Here is an 18186-nt window from a genome sequence, read left to right on the forward strand (position 1 = left end):
TGCCTCATCCCGTGGAGAGATACTCATGATCACGACAAGACGCGCCCTGCTGCAGGGCGGCGCCGCCCTTGCGGCCTATGCAATGCTGCCTGCCAGCCCCATCCTCGCGGCAACACAAACCGCTGCCACGAAAGCCACCGGAAGTCCCCTGCCCTTGCGCGCGGTCAAACGCACGCTGGAGGTGAAGGGCCGTGCCGCCACGGTGCTCGGGCTGGAGGGGCCGTCCGGCCCCGGCCTGACGCTGGACGCCGGCCAGCGGTTTCAGGTGAACCTGACCAACGGGCTGGACGAGCCAACCCTGATCCACTGGCACGGCCAGATCCCGCCCAACGAGCAGGACGGCGTGCCGGACATGCCGCTGCCCGCGCTGCAACCGGGCGAGAGCCGCGCCTATGACTTTGCCCCGCGCACGGGCACCTTCTGGATGCACAGCCACATCCCCTTTCAGGAGATGCAGCTTCTGGCCGCCCCGCTGATCGTGCGCAGCGCGGCTGAGATGCAGGAGGACCGGCAGGACGTGGTGATGCTGCTGCATGACTTTTCCTTCCAGAGCCCGGAAGACGTGATGGCCGCCATCGGCGGGGGACATGGCGCGGGACATGGCAGCGGGCATGGTGATGCGCATGGGCACGGGCACGGCAGCCATGGCGCGGCCCCGGCGGGCCACGGAGCGCACGGCGCCCACGCCGGACACAACGCCGCAAACGGGCAGGGCGGAATGGACATGTCCGGCGCGCAGATGGCGGGCATGGACCTCAACGACCATGACTGGGACGCCTATCTCGCCAATGACCGCACGCTGGACGACCCGCAGGTGGTGCAGATGGAGAAGGGCGGGCGGATACGCCTGCGCATCATCAACGCCGCTGCCGCCACCGTGTTCTGGATCGAAACCGGCGCGCTGGCCGGGCGGCTCACCGCCGTGGACGGCGATCCGGTGGCGCCGCTCGCGGGCAGCCGCTTCGGCCTTGCCATGGGCCAGCGCCTCGACATCGAGCTGGATCTGCCCGCAGCCACAGGCAGCTGGCCCATTCTGGCCCGGCGGGAGGGCGCGCGCGAACAGACGGGGCTGATCCTTGCCACGGCAGGCGCCCGCATCAGCAAGCTGCCGGATATGACGGAGGCACCGGCACCCGCCTTCGACACGGACCTTTCGCAGGAGAGCCGCCTGCGCGCCGCCAGCCCCTTGCCGCAGCGCCCGGCGGACCGGCAGATGATGGTGATGCTGGGCGGCACCATGCAGCCCTATGTCTGGACCATCAACGGCGCGGTCTGGGGCCAGCATCAGCCGCTGGAGGCCCTCAGCGGGGAAAGGGTGGAAATCACCTTCCACAACATGTCGATGATGGGCCACCCGATGCATCTGCACGGGCACGTGTTCCAGGTGGTGGCCATCAACGGCCAACCCCTTGCGGGCGCGCTGCGCGACACGGTCTATGTGCCGCCCATGGCGATGGTGACGGTGGCGCTGGATGCAGGCGAGGCGGCCAGCTGGATGCTCCACTGCCACCACATGCCGCATCTGGTGACCGGCATGATGACGGAGTTTCAGGTTCGCGCCTGAAGCGGCAAGGGCAGGGGGAGGGGCATCCTCTCCCCCACAACTTCGCAATTGCGAAGCTGCACTCAGGCGGCGGCAGATCTCCGCGCCTGAGACCGTCAAAGACTAGCGGGAGCTGCACATCTGGGCGATGAGAGCCTCAGCCTTCGCGTCACGCGGCGGCAGAGGCTTCAAATCCCCCGGCTTGCTGCGGGCGTTCCCCGTCTTTGCCGCCGCATCTGCCCGCGCCTTGTCATCTGCCGGTTTCAGCTTGCAGACAATCTCGCTCAGAACGGAATCCTTGGCCTTCTCGAACTTGATCCGGTCGCTGATCGTGGGATAGCGCCTGCGCACTCTGGCCTTTTCCTCCTCCGTCAGATCACGGATGGCCATGCGGTAGCGGCTGCCGCCTTTGAACCAGTTGTAGGCCGCCGGGACCTCGACCACTTCGATGAAGCCGATATGCTTGATTTCGCCAGCCTCTACAGTAAATCGCGACGCATTAAGCGTTTGCTTCAGCTTGTCCAGATCACGGGTGAAGAAACCCGAGTGAAAATGATAGGAAGTGCCGCCCGGATATCCATACCCAACAATGCCGTACCTGCCGGAATCGAGGACATAAACGGGATCAAAGTCATACCCCGCGCTATTGCCCCCTCCATGTATTTTCGTAGACACGAGTTCACCCTCCTCCATCCGCCTGACGTACAAGTTCCCACCGGGGGACGGCAGACTGGCGATGATCATGCCGCGGTTGTCCTTTATCTCCGCAAGCTTTGCGCTGATGTCGGCCGGCGCATCCGGGTTCGGGGCGGAGATGCAGCCTGCAACGAGCAGGGCGGCGGCAAGCGGGAAGAAGCGGAATAACATTGAGGGCCTCGCATTTGGGCATATCTAAGAGATCTGCCGCTGAATGCTCCGGCAACCCTGCGCGAGGCTTGCGAAGGGTGCAGATCGCGCCAGAAACAATCTGTGATGGATCGCGTGAACAATGTTTGAAACGGACTGCGGTGATGCATTTGCTTTCCGGCAGAACGCCTCCGCCCTCCCCACGAGGCGGGCAGTGTTTGCAACGGACGCACGGAGAAAGATCGGGCCTTCGTTTTGCCGCAGCGCCCCTCTCCCCCCCTTGAGCTACCAGATTCACATATCAGGTGCGAACACCGCCCACAGTGGTGCATCTGATTTGTGGCAGGACCTCTCCGCCCCCCTCCCCCTCGTGGGGAGGGGTAAGGGGTGGGGGGGCTCTGAGCCGGAAACTATATGAAAGACAGATAGATACCTGAAGAGGCATCACGAGGAGCAGCTGTCTGTAATCAATGGATACTCTGCCAGATGGAAAGGCCTTTCCCCCCCCACCCCTCACCCCTCCCCACCAGGGGGAGGGGGGCGGCAGGCGTCCTCCCGAAAAGCAAACGCCTCACTGCGGGCGATGTCCGGACCTGATGTGTGAATCCGGTAGCCACCAGGGGGAGGGGGGTTGAAAGGCCGTGCCGGATAACCCGAACGCAGGCACCGGCTTCCAGGATGATGTGTAGCCGCTAGCTCTCAAAGAGGGAGAGGAACTGGAGCCTCACTGGCAGTCCGCCGTAAACACCGCCCAATTCCAAAGCCTGATGCGCCCGCATTGAAAGCCGTGCAACAGAGACTTCGCAATTGCGAAAGTCCGGGCAGCGGCCAGGCCGGAAAACCAGAGTTTTCACCATATCATATTGCTATCATTCAATAAAAAAGGCGGCACCTTTCGATGCCGCCCCGCTGTTCCGTGTATTTTTGCCGCCCTTACCAGGTGGTGTGCAGCCGCAGTTTCAGGGTGCGGCCCTCGCCGTAGTAGCAATAGGCGGCGGTGTTGCAGGCGGACACGTAGCGCTTGTCGAAGATGTTGGTGGCGTTGAGATCCAGCCCCCAGTTGTCGCGCTTGTAGCCGATCCGGGCATCCGCGAGGGTGACGGCAGGAACCTTGTAGAGGTTGGCATTGTCGGCGAAGGTCTCGCCCACATAGCGCAGGCCGCCGCCAATGGACAGGCCATCCAGCGCGCCGTTGAAGAAGCGTTCGTCAAAGCCGTAGTCGAGCCAGAGCGAGCCCTGCACCTCGGGCGCGGCCAGCGGCACCTTGCCCACATTGGCGGCGGTGTTGTCCTTCGTGATCTCCAGATCATAGGCCGTGAAGGCGAGGGTGGCCCTGAGGTTGCGGGCGATCTCGCCCTTGGCTTCCAGCTCGATGCCGCGCGAGCGCACTTCACCGGTCTGGACATATTGCCAGGCGTTCACCGGGTCGGCGGTCTGCACGTTCTGGCGCGTCAGATCGAAGATGGAGGCGGTGAAGAGCACATTCATGAAGCCCGGCTGATATTTGAGACCCGCCTCATACTGCGTGCCGGTTTCGGGCTTGAAGGCCTCACCGCCGAAGGTGGTGCCGAGCTGCGGATTGAAGAAGGTGGCAACGCTGACATAGGGCGTCAGGCCGAAGCCGGTTTCATAGGCAATGCCCGCCCGGCCCGATGCCGCGCCGTCCCGGCTCTGCGTGCCCTTGTTGTCCGTCCACAGCTTGTCATAGCGGCCATTCAGCGTGACGATCCAGCCGCCGCCGAAGCGGATCTGGTCCTGCAGGTAGAAACCGGCCTGCTGCTGCTCCAGCGTGCTTTCCGCCGGCAGCGTGGCGCTGGGGGCGGCGAGGCCATAGACCGGATTGAGCACGCTGATGGAGCCGGCCGATCCGAAGGCGACAGCGGAGCGGCTGGTGTAGATGCGGTAATCGGTGCCAAGCAGAACCTTGTGCGCCAGCGGGCCGGTGCCGAATTCACCCTTCACGCTGGTGTCGGCGACGAACTGATCCATGCTGGTGTTCTGCTTGAAAGCCCCGCGGCCCAGAACACCGGGCGCGGCGTAGTAGCCGTAGCCCAGCACCTGCTGCTCGCCCACATTCACATGGGTGTAGCGGGCCTTCTGGCTGAAGCTCCAGCCGGAACCGAAATCATGCTCCAGCTCATAGCCCACATAGCCCTGCGTGCGGGTGTAGTAGTCGTAGTCCGGTTCACTGGCGTTGAAGTCCCGGCTGATCCGGCCAAAGGAAGCTTCGGTGACGGTGCCCTCATAGGGCAGCCAGGTGCCGGGGATGTGGCGCTCGTCAACGGCGGTGTAATTGGCCAGGATCGTCAGGCGCGTTGCATCGGTCATGTTGATGCGCAGGCTCGGCGAGATCACGCCCTTGAAATCCGGATCGAACTTGTCTGAGTCCTTGCCGCCTTCAAACCGGGCCACGAGGCGGTAGTCGAACCGGTCGTTAAAGGCATCGCCGATATCAAAGGCCGAATAGCCCGAGCCCTTGCCTGAGCTGCTGTAGCCCGCCTCGGCCCGGCGGATGCGCTCGCCCGTGGGCAGTTTCGACACGTAATTGACGAGGCCGCCGGGGTTGGAGCCGCCATAGAGCACCGAGGCTGCGCCCTTCAGCACCTCGATCCGCTCCAGCGTGTAAGGGTCCACCAGGGTGGAGCCGTAGCCTTCGAAGAACAGCGGCATGCCGTCGAGATAAGCGCCGGTCTGGGTCGCATCGAAACCGCGGATGAAGATCCAGTCCGTGTCGCTGTCCGCGCCATAGGGCTGGGCGAAAACACCGGCCGTGTAGCGCAGGGCCTCATCCGTCTTCTGTGCGCCGCGCACCTCGATCTCCTCCCGGCCCACCACCGAGACGGACTGGGGCACTTCGGTCAGCGGCGTATCCGTCTTGGTGCCGGCGGAAACCGAGCGGGCAACGTAGTCTTTGGTGTCCTGATCCGTGCCCGCTTCGCCTTCGATCACCACCGGCGCCAGCTGCGTCGCCCTGGCGTCCGCCTCCTGGGCAGCAAGCTGGGAAGGGGAAAGTGCAGTCACAGCAACGCCAGCAAGCAGACTGGCCCGGAAAACGCCCCGCATCATATTATCTTTTCCTAACGGCAAACACACCGCCGCGCAGGACATCCGCCCCCGCAGCCCACTAAACATGAGTTTCTAGACCATGTTTCCGGGCCACGATTGTCCGATCTTGTGATCGCTTGAACGAAATTCCGGCAAAGATGGATTATCCCAGCCGCTGGCGCAGCCAGGCGCCCGGCGTTGTGCCTTCAAAGCGGCGGAAGGCGCGGGTCAGATGCGACTGGTCGGCGAAACCGGCCGCCAGTGCCGCATCCGTCACGCTGACATGCCCCTCTTCCAGCAGCGCCTTCACCCGTTCGATCCGCTGCGCCATCTGCCAGCGGTGCGGCGGCATGCCCATGGACACCTTGAAGGCCTGCGCGAAATGCGAGGTGGAAAGCCCCGCCACGGCGGCCAGTTCGGCAAGGGGAAGATTGCGGCTGCAATTGCGGGACATATGGTCCAGCACCCGGTTGAGGCGGCGGGGGGCAAGGCCGGAGGCGGGATTTTCCGGCTCACGGCTGACCTTGCCAAGGGCGGTCAGAAGCGCCGCCGCCAGACTGTCCGCATAAAGCGCGTCCAGATCCCCCGGCTCGCAGCATTCCAGCGCGATGAGGCGGGCCAGCGCCAGCACGCGCTCGTCACGGAAGGAAAAGCTGGCGGCGTTGAGGGCAGCAAGGTCAAACCGGCTACCGAAACGGCTGGCAAGGGCCGGCACATCGAGGTGAATGTCGAGATGGCGCAGGTGCCCGAGCGTGCCCATGGAGGACCAGACCGGCAGTCCGGCGGGGATGAAACACATGGGATTGCGCCGGTCGAAGGTCATGCGCTGCGGCGCCTGCGGATGCACCATCAGGTCGATGGCCGCATCACTCTCCGTCTCCAGCATGACGAACAGGCGCGGGGCAGGGGAGACATACTGCCCATGCGCCCCGGCCCGGCACTCCACATCCCACACATCGGCCAGCATGCCGGACCAGGCCCGCCAGCGCAGGCCATCCACGGGCGAAACGCCCTCCACATGGCTTTCCATGTTCGGATGAAAGGTCATGTCCGCAGCCTTGCGATGAAAATACAGCCTTCTCCTTATAAAAGCTGAATATAAAAGTCAAGATTTTGTGGATTTCACTGCGCCAGACGCAGCTGGGCGTAGCGGCTGCCTTCGCGGGCCAGCAGCTCGGCTTCGCTGCCTTCCTCGACAATGCGGCCCTGTTCCACCACGAACACCCGGTCTGCGCCTGCGATGGTGGCCAGCCGGTGGGCGATGATCAGCGTGGTGCGGCCGGTGGACAGCTCGGCCAGCGACTGCTGGATCGCCTTTTCCGTCTCCGTGTCGAGGGCGGAGGTCGCCTCGTCAAGGATGAGGATGGGCGGGTTCTTGAGGAAGATCCGCGCGATGGCGAGCCGCTGCTTCTGCCCGCCGGAGAGTTTCACCCCGCGCTCGCCGATCACCGTATCAAGGCCATCGGGCAGGCTTTCCACCAGCTCGTCCAGCCTTGCCCGGCGCACCGCCTCGCGGATATCCGCTTCGCTGGCGCCAAGGCGGCCATAGGCGATGTTCTCGCGGATGGTTCCGGCAAAGAGGAACACGTCCTGCTGCACGATGCCGATGTTGGAGCGCAGCGACTTCAGCGTCAGATCGCGGATATCGGTGCCGTCGATGGAAATGGCACCGCCGGTCACGTCATAGAAGCGCGGCAGCAGGGAGCAGATGGTCGTCTTGCCGGCGCCCGAAGAGCCGACAAAGGCCACCGTTTCACCGGCCCTGATGGCGAAGGACACCCCGTTGAGCAACGGCGCATCCGCCTTGTAACCAAAACGCACATCCTTGTAGCTGATGTCCCCGTCCAGCCGCCCCACGGCGCGGGCGCCGGGCCGGTCGGCAATGTCCGGCTTGACGGCGAGGAAGGAGAGATAGCGCTGAAAGCCGGCGATGCCCTTCGGATAGGTCTCAATGACGGAGTTGATCTTGTCCACCGGGCGGAAGAACACGTTGACCAGCAGCAGGAAGCCGACGAAGCCGCCCGCGCTCAGGTCCCCGCGCACCACGTACCAGGAGCCCGCCAGCATCACCACCACCTGCACGAAGCGCATGGACAGGTAGGACAGCGACATGGAGGCGGCCATCACCTTGTAGGCGGCCAGCTTCGTGTCGCGGTAGCGGATGTTGCTGTCGGCAAAGAGGGCGCGCTCGTGGTCCTCGTTGGCAAAGGCCTGCACCACGCGGATGCCGCCGACATTTTCCTCGATACGGGCGTTGAAATCCGCCACCCGGCCATAGAGCGCGTGCCAGGTGGAGGTCATGCGGCTGCCGTAGTGGGTGGTCACCCAGGCGGTGACCGGCACGACAACGCCGGTGATCAGCGCCAGTTCGGTGTGCACATGCAGCATCAGGAAGAAGGCGCCGATCAGCGTCATCAGGGCGATGAACAGATCTTCCGGGCCATGGTGAGCCACCTCACCGATTTCCTCCAGATCCTTGGTCAGCCGGGCGACGAGATGGCCGGTTTTCTGATTGTCGAAATAGCCGAAGGAGAGTTTCTGCAAGTGATCAAAGGCCTTGCGCCGCATCTCCGTCTCGATGGCGATGCCCAGCATGTGGCCCCAGTAGGTGACGATGACCTGAAGCCCCGCGTTGAAGAAATAGATCGCCATCAGCCCCAGAACCGCCAGCGCGATGAGGCCGAGCTGGCCTGTCGGCAGCAGCTGATCGATGAACAGCGTCACGGCCAGCGGGAAGGCCAGCTCCAGCATTCCGGAAGCAACGGCGCTGCCGAAATCCAGCGCGAAAAGGCCCCGGTGCGGCTTGTAATAGGCGGCAAAGCGCCGGATCAGCTCGGTCTTGGTCATGGAAGCTCTTCAGGAAAGGAAGGCGCAATGGAAGGGAAGGTGGGGGAAGGGCAGGGCCATCGGGCGTCTCATGTCTTTCGGGCCATCAGCCAGATCAGATACGGGGTTCCGGCCATGGATGCAAACAGCCCTAACGGCAGTTCATAGGGAAAGGCAGCGGTGCGGGCGCCAAAATCGGCCATGGCCATGAGCGCAGCGCCCAGCAGAGCCGATCCGGCGAGAAAGCCGGGCGTGCGGCGGATGCCCGCCCGGCTGACGATATGCGGGGCGATGAGCCCGGCAAAGCTCAGAGGCCCCACCAGCAGCGAGGCCGCCGCCGTTGCCAGCGCCGCCACAAGGATCAGCACGCCCCGGCTGGCGCGCAGCGGCAGGCCCAGCGACAGGGGCACCGCCTGCCCGAGCGGCAGGATGGTGAGCCAGCGCGAGGCCAGCAGGCTGGCTCCGAGGGCAAGCCCGAGGCACACGAACAGCGCCGCCGCCGTTTCCGGCGTTGCGGAAGCCGCCGTGCCGCCGAGCCAGGCGAGGATCTGCCAAGCCTTGGGGTTTCCCGTGGCAACAAGGGCGGCCAGCAGCGCCGAACAGAAGGCGCTGACGGCAATTCCGGCCAGCAGCAGGCGCTCCGGCGCCAGATTGCGCCGCAGGGCAAAGGCCAGCACCATCAGCAAGGCTGCCATTGCCCCGGCCAGAGACCCGCCCAGAAGCTGAAAGGGCCCCGCCGCAGGCAGCAGCAGGAGCGACAGCGCATAGCCGGTGCCCGCGCCGCCGCTGACGCCCAGCACCTCCGGACTTGCCATGGGATTGCCCGTCATCCGTTGCAGGATCGCCCCGCTCAGCGCCAGCAGCCCGCCCGCCGCAGCCGCCGCCATGCGCGGCAGGCGGAAGGGGAGAAGTTCGGCAAAACTGGCGGGATCAAGCCAGATCCAGGCTTGTCCGGTCCAGTTTGGCCCCGTTCTGGCAAGGAACAGGGACAAGGCCGCAAAGGCGATCAGCCCGCCGCAGACCAGCAGGAAGGCCAAAGGAGAGCGAAGGGTGCTGGCCGCAGGTGCGTGACCGGCCGTCATGCCGCTGGCAAGGCTGGTGTGGCGCATGCGGACCAGCAGAAACAGGATCAGCGGCCCGCCCAGCAGGGCCACAACCGAGCCCGTGGGGAACGTGTCACCGCCCGTCACCGCCAGCGTCTGCACCATGCCGTCGCACAGCCACAGCAGCAGCGCGCCCATCAGCGGCGAGGCCGCCAGCACGGCAGCACGGCGGCGGACGCCGGCAGCGCGGACGAGGGCAGGGGCCGCAAGCCCGACAAAGCCGACGAGCCCCACCGCTGCCGCCACCATGGCCGACAGGCCAACCGCGATCAGCGCCACCAGCAGGCGGACAAGGCCCAGATTGACGCCGAGCGAGCGGGCAGACGTATCCCCCAGATCCAGCATCACCAGCGGACGTATCGTCAGCGCCGCCAGCACGCCATAAAGGGCAAGCTGCCCTGCCAGCCAGAGGGCAGGGCCCCAGTCCTGCTGACTGAGCGAGCCGCCGTTCCAGATGGCCAGCGACATCAGATATTCGCCGCGCGACAGGGTGAGCGCCGCCGCAAGCCCGCTGCATAGGATGGCAATCAGCATGCCTGCCACCACCATGGTCACCGGCTCGAACCGCTGGCGGGCGCCAAGCCCGAAGACCATTGCAGCGGCAAGACCCGCCCCGAGAAAGGCCGTCAGCTGGCGGTTGCCATCGAGAAAGGCGGGAAACAGCAGCGTTGCCGCGACAATGGCCAGCTGTGCCCCGGCAGCAATGCCGAGGGTGGAGGCATCGGCGATGGGGTTGCGCAGCACCGCTTGCAATAAGGCCCCCGCCAGCCCCAGCGCCGCCCCGGCCAGCAGGGCCACAGCCGCACGCGGCAGAAGCGCATAAACGAAGATCAGCTGATCCATGCTCATGGATTGCGGGGCGCTGAAAGGATCGGGCCACCCGGCCTGCGGCAGGCGCGAGAGCGTGCCCGTGGCGAAGAACAGCAAGGCCGCAGCCGCGAGCCCCAGCCACAGCAGCAGGCCGGGCAGGGCAGGGGAGGGAGAGGGGGCCGGAGAAGGGGAAGGGGCGTGCAGCGCGCTCATGCTGGCTTTCCCTCCGCTTCAAGAGCCTGCGTCAGCAGCCGGGCAAAGCGCAGGCCTGCGGTGATGCCGCCATAAGGGTTGATGTTCGCCAGCCGGATCACCCGGCCCTCGCGCACCGGTTCCAGCATCTGCCAGATCATGCTGCCCTCAAAGCCGCCGCGCGCCTCCACGGGCACCTCCGAGACGATGACAATCCGCGCCTGCGGGCGCTCTGCCAGCATTTCCAGCGGCACGGGCGCGGCAAAGCTGAAGCGGGACTGATCCGTCCAGGCGTTCTCAAGGCCGAGGCGCTGCAGCACATCGCCGAACATGCTGTCCGCCCCGAAGGCCCGGAAATGGCGGGCATCGCCGATGTTGATGAGATGGAACGGGCGGTCTGCAAAACGGGCGAGGCGCTGACGGTACCCCTCAAGCCGGGCGTCAGCCTCCGCCAGCACCGCACGCCCCTGGTCCGGCACGCCCAGCCGGGCGGCCACTTGCTCCACCGCCGCCAGCGCCTTTGCGAAAGGCGGCTCGCCCGGCAGATAGAACGGCAGCGACAGCACCGGCGCAATGGCCTCCAGCGCCGCCTGCTGGCTGGCATAAAAGGGGGAGGAGAGGATCAGCTGCGGCCTTTGCAGATACAGCAGCTCGAGATTGGGCGCGCCGCGCAGGCCAAGGTCCGCCACTTTTTCCGGGATCACCGGCTCCACGGCGGATCTGCGGAACTGCAGCAGTTCCGTTGCCGCCACAGGCGTCACCCCCAGTGCCATGGCGGTTTCCAGCATGGCCCAGTCCACGCAAGCCACGCGCGGCACTGCCGCCGCCGCAAGGGCATGGAGCGGACGGGCAGCCAGAAGCCACGCAGCGCCCGCCAGGACGCTGCGCCGGCTGCAAAGCCTCGTAGCCGTTCTTTTCATGGGACAAACCAGTATCAGACAGCGCGATGGCAGGCGGGTGGAGCGCAGCAGCAGGCGCCGCCGCTTGACCTTTCCGCCCCGATCCGCGAAACATGAAAACATAACTCCAGTTTGACCAGTAACGGAATCCGGGTTTCATGTCCATGTCCGCCAGCGCCCTCCGGGCTGACGCCGCGCCGTCCCTCGATCTTTCGCTGGCCCTCGCCTTTTCTCTGGAAAATGTCAGCTTCCGCCTTGGGGACAAGGTGCTGCTGCAGCCGCTGGATCTGGACCTGCCGGCGGGCAAATCCATCGCGCTCATCGGCCACAATGGCTCGGGCAAATCCACGCTGCTGAAGTTGCTCGGCCGCCAGCAGGAGGCCGCCGGCGGCACCATCCGCTTTCAGGGCGAGGCCTTGAGCCGCTGGAACGCCCGCGCCTTTGCCCGCAAGCTCGCCTATCTGCCGCAGCACACGCCCGTGGCCCCCGGCATGCTGGTGCGCGAGCTGGTGGCCCTTGGCCGCTATCCCTGGCATGGCGCCCTGGGCCGCTTTGGCGCCGCCGACAAGGCCAAGGTGGAGGAGGCGCTGGCCCGCACCGGCATGGAGCCTTTCGCCGGCCGGCTGGTGGACACGCTGTCCGGCGGCGAGCGCCAGCGCGCGTGGCTCGCCATGATGGTGGCGCAGGATGCGGACTGCCTGCTGCTGGACGAGCCGATTTCCGCCCTCGACATCGGCCACCAGCTGGAAGTGCTGGGCCTGATCCGCGATCTGGTGCGCGACAAGGGGCTGACGGCCATCACCGTGCTGCATGACATCAACATGGCCGCCCGTTTCTGCGATCACATCGTGGCGCTGCATTCGGGCCAGAAGATCCTTGAGGGCAGCCCGGCAGACATCATGACCAGTGAGGCGCTGCGGCGCATCTACAACGTCGACATGGACGTCCTGCCCGCCTCCACCTCCGGCCACCCGGTGGCACTGGTCCGCTGAGCATCAAGGCGGGCACGCGGATGTTGCTTTGATGCCGGAAAAAGCAAGCCGTTTCAGGGCCTTGCGTCTCTGGCTAAGGCCTCGGCTTTCCCCTTGAGCTGCTGCGTGCACACATCGCACTTGAAGCCTGTGACGGCTTGAGAAAAGCCCGCGGTCTGATCACTCCGGCACAGCGTTTCAGCCCCCCTCCCCCTCGTGGGGAGGGGTTAGGGGTGGGGGGAAAGCCTTTCAGTCTGGCAGAGTACTCATCGGTTCCGAACAGCCGCTCCTCTTGATGCCTCTTCAGGTATCTATCTGTCTTTCATATAGTTTTCGGCTCAGAGCCCCCCACCCCTTACCCCTCCCCACCAGGGGGAGGGGGGCGGCAGGCGTCCTCCCGAAAAGCAAACGCCTCATTGCGGGCAGTTTCCAGACCTGATGTGTGAGTCCGGCAGCTCAAGGGGGAAGGGGCGCTGCAGCACAAGATCAAGCGCTCCTGCCCCCACTCAGCCTTGGAACAGGCCAGACCAGCGAAATCCACCACCACACACCGTCTCTCCTCTGGACAGCGGGCAGGGGAGGGGCCTACTGTGCGTTTGTGCACAGGCTGGTTTTCTCCAGTTTCTTCAGTGCCTAAGCTTTCTCAAGACGGGATGTGCCGGCATCCTGAGCTCATGGGTTGCCCCGCATGACCGACGGACCTGAAAAGACCGCCTTTCTCTCCGCCCGCGTGCCGGTGAGCCTGAGGAACAGGTTCAAGGCCGTCGCGGCGCAGCGGGGGTTGAAGGTGCAGGACCTTCTCAACGAGCTGCTCACCAGCTACATGGACGGGCTGAACCGGCGCGAGCCTTCGGCGACGGAGGTCATCCACATCCTGCGCGCCCAGAAGGAGCGGCTGATGCGCCTCGGCCTCCTGCATCTTTATCTTACCGGCCCGCTCGCCCGGGGCGAGCCCTCCACCGGGCAGGAGGTGAACCTCTCCTATGAGCTGGACCCGCAGGCGGGCTTGTCCCTGCTCAGCATCGGCCGCATCGGCGACATCATCACCGCCTCCCTGCCGGATGATCTGAGGGTCACCCTCGTCCCCCGCAAGAAAGCCGCCTCCTCTGCCACCTATGCCAGCAGCGCGGACGACGAGATCCGCGTGTTTTGAGGGGAGGCCCGCATGCGCATTGCCGTCATTTCCGATGTTCATGGCAATCTGATTGCCCTCGATGCGGTTCTGGGCCACATCGCCCGGCAGCAGCCGGACGCGATCGTCAATCTCGGCGATCTTGTCTCCGGCCCTTATGATCCCCACGGCAGCGCCGAGCGCCAGATGCGCCTTGCGGCCATGACCCTTGCGGGCAACCACGAGCGCCAGCTGCTGGAAGGCGGAACCGGGGCCTCTGACAGTTTCGCCAGAGCCCGCATCACGCAGGCGCATATGGACTGGATCGCCAGCCTGCCGCAGACGCTGACACTGGCGGAAGGCGAGGTCTTCGCCTGCCATGGCAGCCCGGCGGGCGGCGACCTCGAATATCTGCTGGAAGATGTCAGCCGCGGCTTTCCGGTGCTGGACACGCAAGCAGCCATCGCCAGCCGCATTGCCGGCATCGGCAGCGCCCGTGTCGTGCTCTGCGGCCACACCCATATTCCGCGCCTTGCCTGGGTGAACGGAGTGCTGATCGTCAATCCCGGCAGTGTGGGCATGCCCGCCTATGAAGATGACGCCCCCGTGCCGCATGTGATGGAAGCCGGCACCCCGCATGCCCGCTACGCCATGGTGGAGCGCACGGCAGACGGCTGGGCAGCCACCTTCCACGCCATCCCCTACGACTTTGCCGCCGCCGCAGACCAGGCCCGGCAGGCAGGCCGCGAGGCAACCGCAACAGCCACCCTGACCGGGCGCATGAGGTAGGACACCGGCTCAAGGCCGCTCCTTTGACCCCGTCCGGCTTGGGAAACGCCTGAAGTCTGGTCACTCCGGCACAGCCTTTCAGCCCCCTCACCCTCGTGGGGAGGGGTGAGGGGTGGGGGGAATGACCTTTCCGGCTGGCAGAGAATCCATTGCTTCCGGACGATCGCTTCTCTTGAGGCCCCTTCAGGAAAATAGATATTTTTCATATAGTTGCAGGCTCAGAGCCCCCCACCCCTTACCCCTCCCCACGAGGGGGAGGGGAGCGGAGAGGCCCTGCCACAGGGCAAATGCATCACTGCGGTCTGGCGGCGGCCCCTTACTCCCCGTCCATCCGGCCTGGGCATGCGCACATCGTGTCTGAGACCGGAGACGGCTTGGGAAAAGCCTGAAGTCTGGTCACTCCGGCACGGCCTTTCAGCCCCCCTCCCCCTCGTGGGGAGGGGTGAGGGGTGGGGGGAATGACCTTTCCGGCTGGCAGAGAATCCATTGCTTCCGGACGATCGCTTCTCTTGAGGCTCCTTCAGGAAAATAGATATTTTTCATATAGTTGCAGGCTCAGAGCCCCCCACCCCTTACCCCTCCCCACGAGGGGGAGGGGAGCGGAGAGGCCCTGCCACAGGGCAAATGCATCACTGCGGTCTGGCGGCGGCCCCTTACTCCCCGTCCACCCCATCCACCAGCAACCCGCCCCTTGCCAGAAAGCTCTGGGGCGGGGTGCCGAAGTAGCTGCGGAAGGCGGCGGAGAAGGCGCTGGCGCTGCCATAGCCCAGACGGTGGGCGATTTCCGTGCTGCTGTGGCCATGATTGAGCAGCTCCAGCGCCGAAAGCAGCCGCAAGCGGCTGCGCCATTGCCGGAAGGTGAGCCCGGTTTCCCCATGGAACAGGCGCTCCAGCGTGCGGATGCTGGCCCCCGCCATGGTGCCGAGTTCCGCAAGGGACCGGCCATCCCCCGGATTGGCCACCAGATGCCGCGTCACCCGCAGCAGGCGCGGATCGTGGCCGCCGGGCAGATGCAAGGGGGCTTCGGCCAGCACCGTGATCTCATCCAGCGCAAGGGCGCAAAGATACCGGTGATGACTGGAGCGGCCACCCGCCTCGTTTCCTGCCGCCTCGTTGCCCATCTCGTTGCCGGCGCTGCTGCACAGCCGCAGGATGATCTCGCGCATCAGCCCCGTCATCAGCCGCACGCTGCAGGCGCTGCCCGAGAGGGCAGGGCGGCCCTCAAGCGCGCTGGGGTCCACGTAGAGATTGCGGATCTCCACTTCCGTTTCCGAGACGGTGTGATGCGGCACGCCGCCGGGGATCCAGACCGTGTGCGACGGCGGCACGATCCACACCCCGTCCGCGCTGAACACGCGCAGCACGCCGCGCACCGCCCACAAAAGCTGGCTGCGGGGGTGGCTGTGCGGGGCAACGGCCCAGCCGGGCGCCAGCCTTTCGCTGCGGGCCAGCACCGGCCGCTCCGGGTCGATCACGAAGGCCGTGGGGGAGGGGGCGGCATTTGGCGTGTCAGCGACATCAATTGGCATGATGATGGTCTAACGCATTGCGGCCGCAGAAGCTAGTTTGGCCTCCCCGCACCAGACCAGGATGTTCCGCCGTGACCAGCCCCATTCCCCTGCGCAAGGCGCTCGCCTTTGGCCTTGTCGCCGTTTCCCTGCTGATTGCCCTGTTCCCACCCGCGCCCTTGAGCCCGGTTCAGGGGCAAACGCTGGCCATCATTCTCCTCACGCTCGGGCTCTGGGCGACGAGCCTTGTGCCCAACTATCTGGCGGCGCTGATCTTTTTCGCTGCGGCGCTGATCCTGAAACTCGCCCCTGCGCCGCTGGTGTTCTCCGGCTTTTCCTCGGCGGCCATCTGGCTGATCGTTTCCGGCTTCGTCATCGGCAGTGCCATCAGCCTGTCGGGGCTGGGCGACAAGCTGGCCGCCGCCCTCGCGCCGATGCTGACCGGCAGCTATCTGCGCCTCATCGGCGGGTTGATGCTGATCGCCATGTTCCTCGGTTTCCTGATGCCGTCCTCCGTCGGCCGCGCCGTGGCGCTCATTCCGGCGGGCATGGCGCTGGCCGCCCGCTGCGGCTTTGAACCGGGCTCCAATGGCCGCATCGGCATTGCCGTGGTGCTGGCCATCGGCTGCAACATGCCGAGCTTTGCCATCCTGCCGTCCAACATTCCCAACATGGTGCTGTCCGGCGCCGCCGAAACCATCTACGGCACGCATTTCAGCTATGTCGATTATCTGCTGCTGCATTATCCGGTGCTGGGCATTGTCAAATCTGCGCTGATCGTGTTTCTGGTGCTGCGGTTCTTCCCCGCAAGGATCAGCCGCGCCCGCGGCCAGATGCCCGATGCCGCCCCGCAGAAGCCTGAGGCCGAAAATGCCGCCACCGCGCGGCTGAAAACCTCGATCATTCTGATGATGACGCTTGGCTTCTGGGCGACGGACAGCCTGCATGGCATCAATCCGGCCTGGATCGGTCTGGCGGCAGCCATCATTCTGATGCTGCCGGGCATCGGCATCGTGCCGCCGCAGTCCTTCAAGACCTCCGCCGATTTCGGCACGCTGCTGTTTGTGGCGGGCGCACTGGCCGTGGGCACGCTGGTCAATCAGTCGGGCCTCGGCACGCTGATCGGGCAGGGGCTGCAGGCGGTGCTGCCTCTGGCACCGGCGGAAACAGGGGCACAGACGGGCGCACAGGGCCTCGTCAACTTCCTGTCGCTGACGCTGATGAGCTTCAGCACCAGTCTCGTCGCCACGGTCCCCAGCGCGCCGGCGGTGCTGACGCCCATGGCGCAGGACCTTGCAACGGCCAGCGGCTTCAGCCTCGATGCGGTGCTGATGACGCAGGTGCCCGGCTTCTCCACCGTGCTGCTGCCCTATCAGGTGGCGCCGCTGATCATCGCCATGCAGATGTCGGGCGAGCGGCTGACCCACCTCACCCGGCTGCTGCTGCCGCTGACCGCCATCACCCTGCTGCTGCTTCTGCCGCTCGACTATCTGTGGTGGCGGCTGCTGGGCTGGGTGTAGGCCCAAGCCCGCGGCGCCGGAGCCTCTTCAAGGCGTGATGCGCAACGCTGGATCAGAGCAGCAGCCCGAGGCGGGACAGGGTGAGGCGGCATTGGCGGCACAGCGGCTCATTCCGGCCGCCCCGGTAATAGCTGAGGGCAATGACGGCGCCATAAAGCGCCCAGGCCTTGCCGCGCAGCCAGGCGCCCTCGTCCAGCTCCAGCGTCTGGCGGAAGGCATCGTGCGCGGCAGGATCCACCCAGGACCAGGCGGTGGCATAATCGGCTGCCGGGTCGCCCACGGCCGAAAGGCCCCAGTCGATCACGCCGGAAAGCTGTCCGTTGAGGGTCAGCAGGTTGTCCGCCTTCAGGTCCCCATGCAGCCACACAGCCGGTCCCTCGAATGGCACCGCCAGCGCACTGTCCCACAGCGCCACGGCCGCCGTGACATCCACCTCGTCCCGCACCATCTCGATTGCCGGAAAGGTCTGCGCGGACATATCCGCAAGCGGGATGCCCCGCAGCTTGTTCACCGGCCCGGCCAGCGGCGCGCCCTCCACGGGCTTGCGGTGCAGCGCCTTCAGGAACCCGGCCAGCGCAACCGCCGCGTCCGTCACGCTGGCAATGTTCTGCGGCGTGGCAACCTCGCCTTCCATCCAGTCAAATATGCCGAATTCGCAGCCCATCTCAGGCCCGGCATGCCCGCGGGTGCGCAGCCGGGGAATGGTGAGGGGCAGGGGGGCGAGATGCGGCAGCCAGTCAAGCTCCTTCGTCACCAGTTCCACTGCGGACCGGCGGCGGGGAATGCGCAGCACCAGATCCTCCCCGATCCGGTACAGCGCATTGTCCGTGCCCGCGGAGGCCACCCGGGAGACCGGCAGATGCACCCATTGCGGGGCCTGTTGGGCCAGCAGCGCATGGATCAGGGCATCCGTGACGGGAAGATCATCTGCATGCATCGGCTTATCCCTTCTCTCAGGCCAGAACCGCCCTCGCGGCGCGCCCTGCACGCGGTACCAGCTTAACCAAGCTGCGCACTCGGCCC

Annotated in this window: 13 protein-coding genes; 5 read left to right on the top strand and 8 right to left on the bottom strand. The window is 65.7% G+C overall.

Going from position 1 to position 18186, the window contains the following annotated elements; genetic code table 11:
* The first annotated feature begins 25 nt into the window (after positions 1-25).
* Positions 26-1564, top strand: a complete 1539-nt coding sequence (locus AC0CMF_RS22145) for a multicopper oxidase family protein (protein WP_374631136.1) — start codon at positions 26-28, stop codon at positions 1562-1564.
* Between the two features lie 102 nt (positions 1565-1666).
* Here AC0CMF_RS22145 and AC0CMF_RS22150 read toward each other — a convergent pair whose 3' ends face one another.
* The 6 genes from AC0CMF_RS22150 to AC0CMF_RS22175 form a co-directional block, all read right to left on the bottom strand.
* A complete protein-coding gene (locus AC0CMF_RS22150) occupies positions 1667-2287 on the bottom strand; it encodes a hypothetical protein (protein WP_472482461.1) in 621 nt (206 codons plus the stop codon).
* 1035 nt (positions 2288-3322) lie between these two features.
* On the bottom strand, positions 3323-5455 hold the full coding sequence (locus tag AC0CMF_RS22155; RefSeq protein ID WP_472482462.1) for a TonB-dependent siderophore receptor: 2133 nt from the start codon (positions 5453-5455) through the stop codon (positions 3323-3325).
* Between the two features lie 142 nt (positions 5456-5597).
* Entirely contained in the window at positions 5598-6482 is an 885-nt protein-coding gene (locus AC0CMF_RS22160; RefSeq protein WP_374631294.1) for an AraC family transcriptional regulator, read from the bottom strand.
* A gap of 74 nt (positions 6483-6556) precedes the next feature.
* Positions 6557-8281: an ABC transporter ATP-binding protein gene (locus tag AC0CMF_RS22165; RefSeq protein WP_374631292.1), complete on the bottom strand. Its 1725-nt coding sequence runs from the start codon at positions 8279-8281 to the stop codon at positions 6557-6559.
* A gap of 68 nt (positions 8282-8349) precedes the next feature.
* Positions 8350-10386 (bottom strand): Fe(3+)-hydroxamate ABC transporter permease FhuB, encoded by a 2037-nt coding sequence (gene fhuB / locus AC0CMF_RS22170; RefSeq protein ID WP_472482463.1) that lies wholly within the window; start codon positions 10384-10386, stop codon positions 8350-8352.
* The gene (locus AC0CMF_RS22175; protein ID WP_374631288.1) at positions 10383-11285 is read right to left on the bottom strand and encodes an iron-siderophore ABC transporter substrate-binding protein; all 903 of its coding nucleotides are present in this window, start codon (positions 11283-11285) and stop codon (positions 10383-10385) included. Before AC0CMF_RS22175 ends, fhuB begins: the two co-directional genes overlap by 4 nt.
* A 137-nt stretch (positions 11286-11422) precedes the next feature.
* Between AC0CMF_RS22175 and AC0CMF_RS22180 the strand changes: the two genes are divergently transcribed.
* The 3 genes from AC0CMF_RS22180 to AC0CMF_RS22190 all read left to right on the top strand — a co-directional run bounded on the left by AC0CMF_RS22180 (position 11423) and on the right by AC0CMF_RS22190 (position 14135).
* Positions 11423-12256 (top strand): ATP-binding cassette domain-containing protein, encoded by an 834-nt coding sequence (locus tag AC0CMF_RS22180; protein WP_197717721.1) that lies wholly within the window; start codon positions 11423-11425, stop codon positions 12254-12256.
* Between the two features lie 667 nt (positions 12257-12923).
* Positions 12924-13388 (top strand): nucleotidyltransferase domain-containing protein, encoded by a 465-nt coding sequence (locus AC0CMF_RS22185; protein WP_374631286.1) that lies wholly within the window; start codon positions 12924-12926, stop codon positions 13386-13388.
* 12 nt (positions 13389-13400) lie between these two features.
* Positions 13401-14135, top strand: a complete 735-nt coding sequence (locus tag AC0CMF_RS22190; RefSeq protein ID WP_374631284.1) for a metallophosphoesterase family protein — start codon at positions 13401-13403, stop codon at positions 14133-14135.
* A 653-nt stretch (positions 14136-14788) separates the two neighbouring features.
* On the opposite strand, the gene AC0CMF_RS22195 is transcribed toward AC0CMF_RS22190, so the two are convergent.
* Positions 14789-15664, bottom strand: coding sequence for an AraC family transcriptional regulator (locus AC0CMF_RS22195; RefSeq protein ID WP_374631282.1), 876 nt, complete (start codon positions 15662-15664; stop codon positions 14789-14791).
* A gap of 71 nt (positions 15665-15735) precedes the next feature.
* On the opposite strand from AC0CMF_RS22195, the gene AC0CMF_RS22200 reads away from it, so the two are divergent.
* Positions 15736-17163 carry an SLC13 family permease gene (locus AC0CMF_RS22200; protein ID WP_374631280.1) on the top strand — a complete coding sequence of 476 codons (1428 nt, stop codon included), beginning with the start codon at positions 15736-15738 and terminating at the stop codon, positions 17161-17163.
* A gap of 52 nt (positions 17164-17215) precedes the next feature.
* Here AC0CMF_RS22200 and AC0CMF_RS22205 read toward each other — a convergent pair whose 3' ends face one another.
* Positions 17216-18100: an aminoglycoside phosphotransferase family protein gene (locus AC0CMF_RS22205; protein WP_374631278.1), complete on the bottom strand. Its 885-nt coding sequence runs from the start codon at positions 18098-18100 to the stop codon at positions 17216-17218.
* Between the last annotated feature and the right edge of the window lie 86 nt (positions 18101-18186).

The sequence above is a fragment of the Pannonibacter sp. CBAS1226 genome, assembly GCF_055685825.1.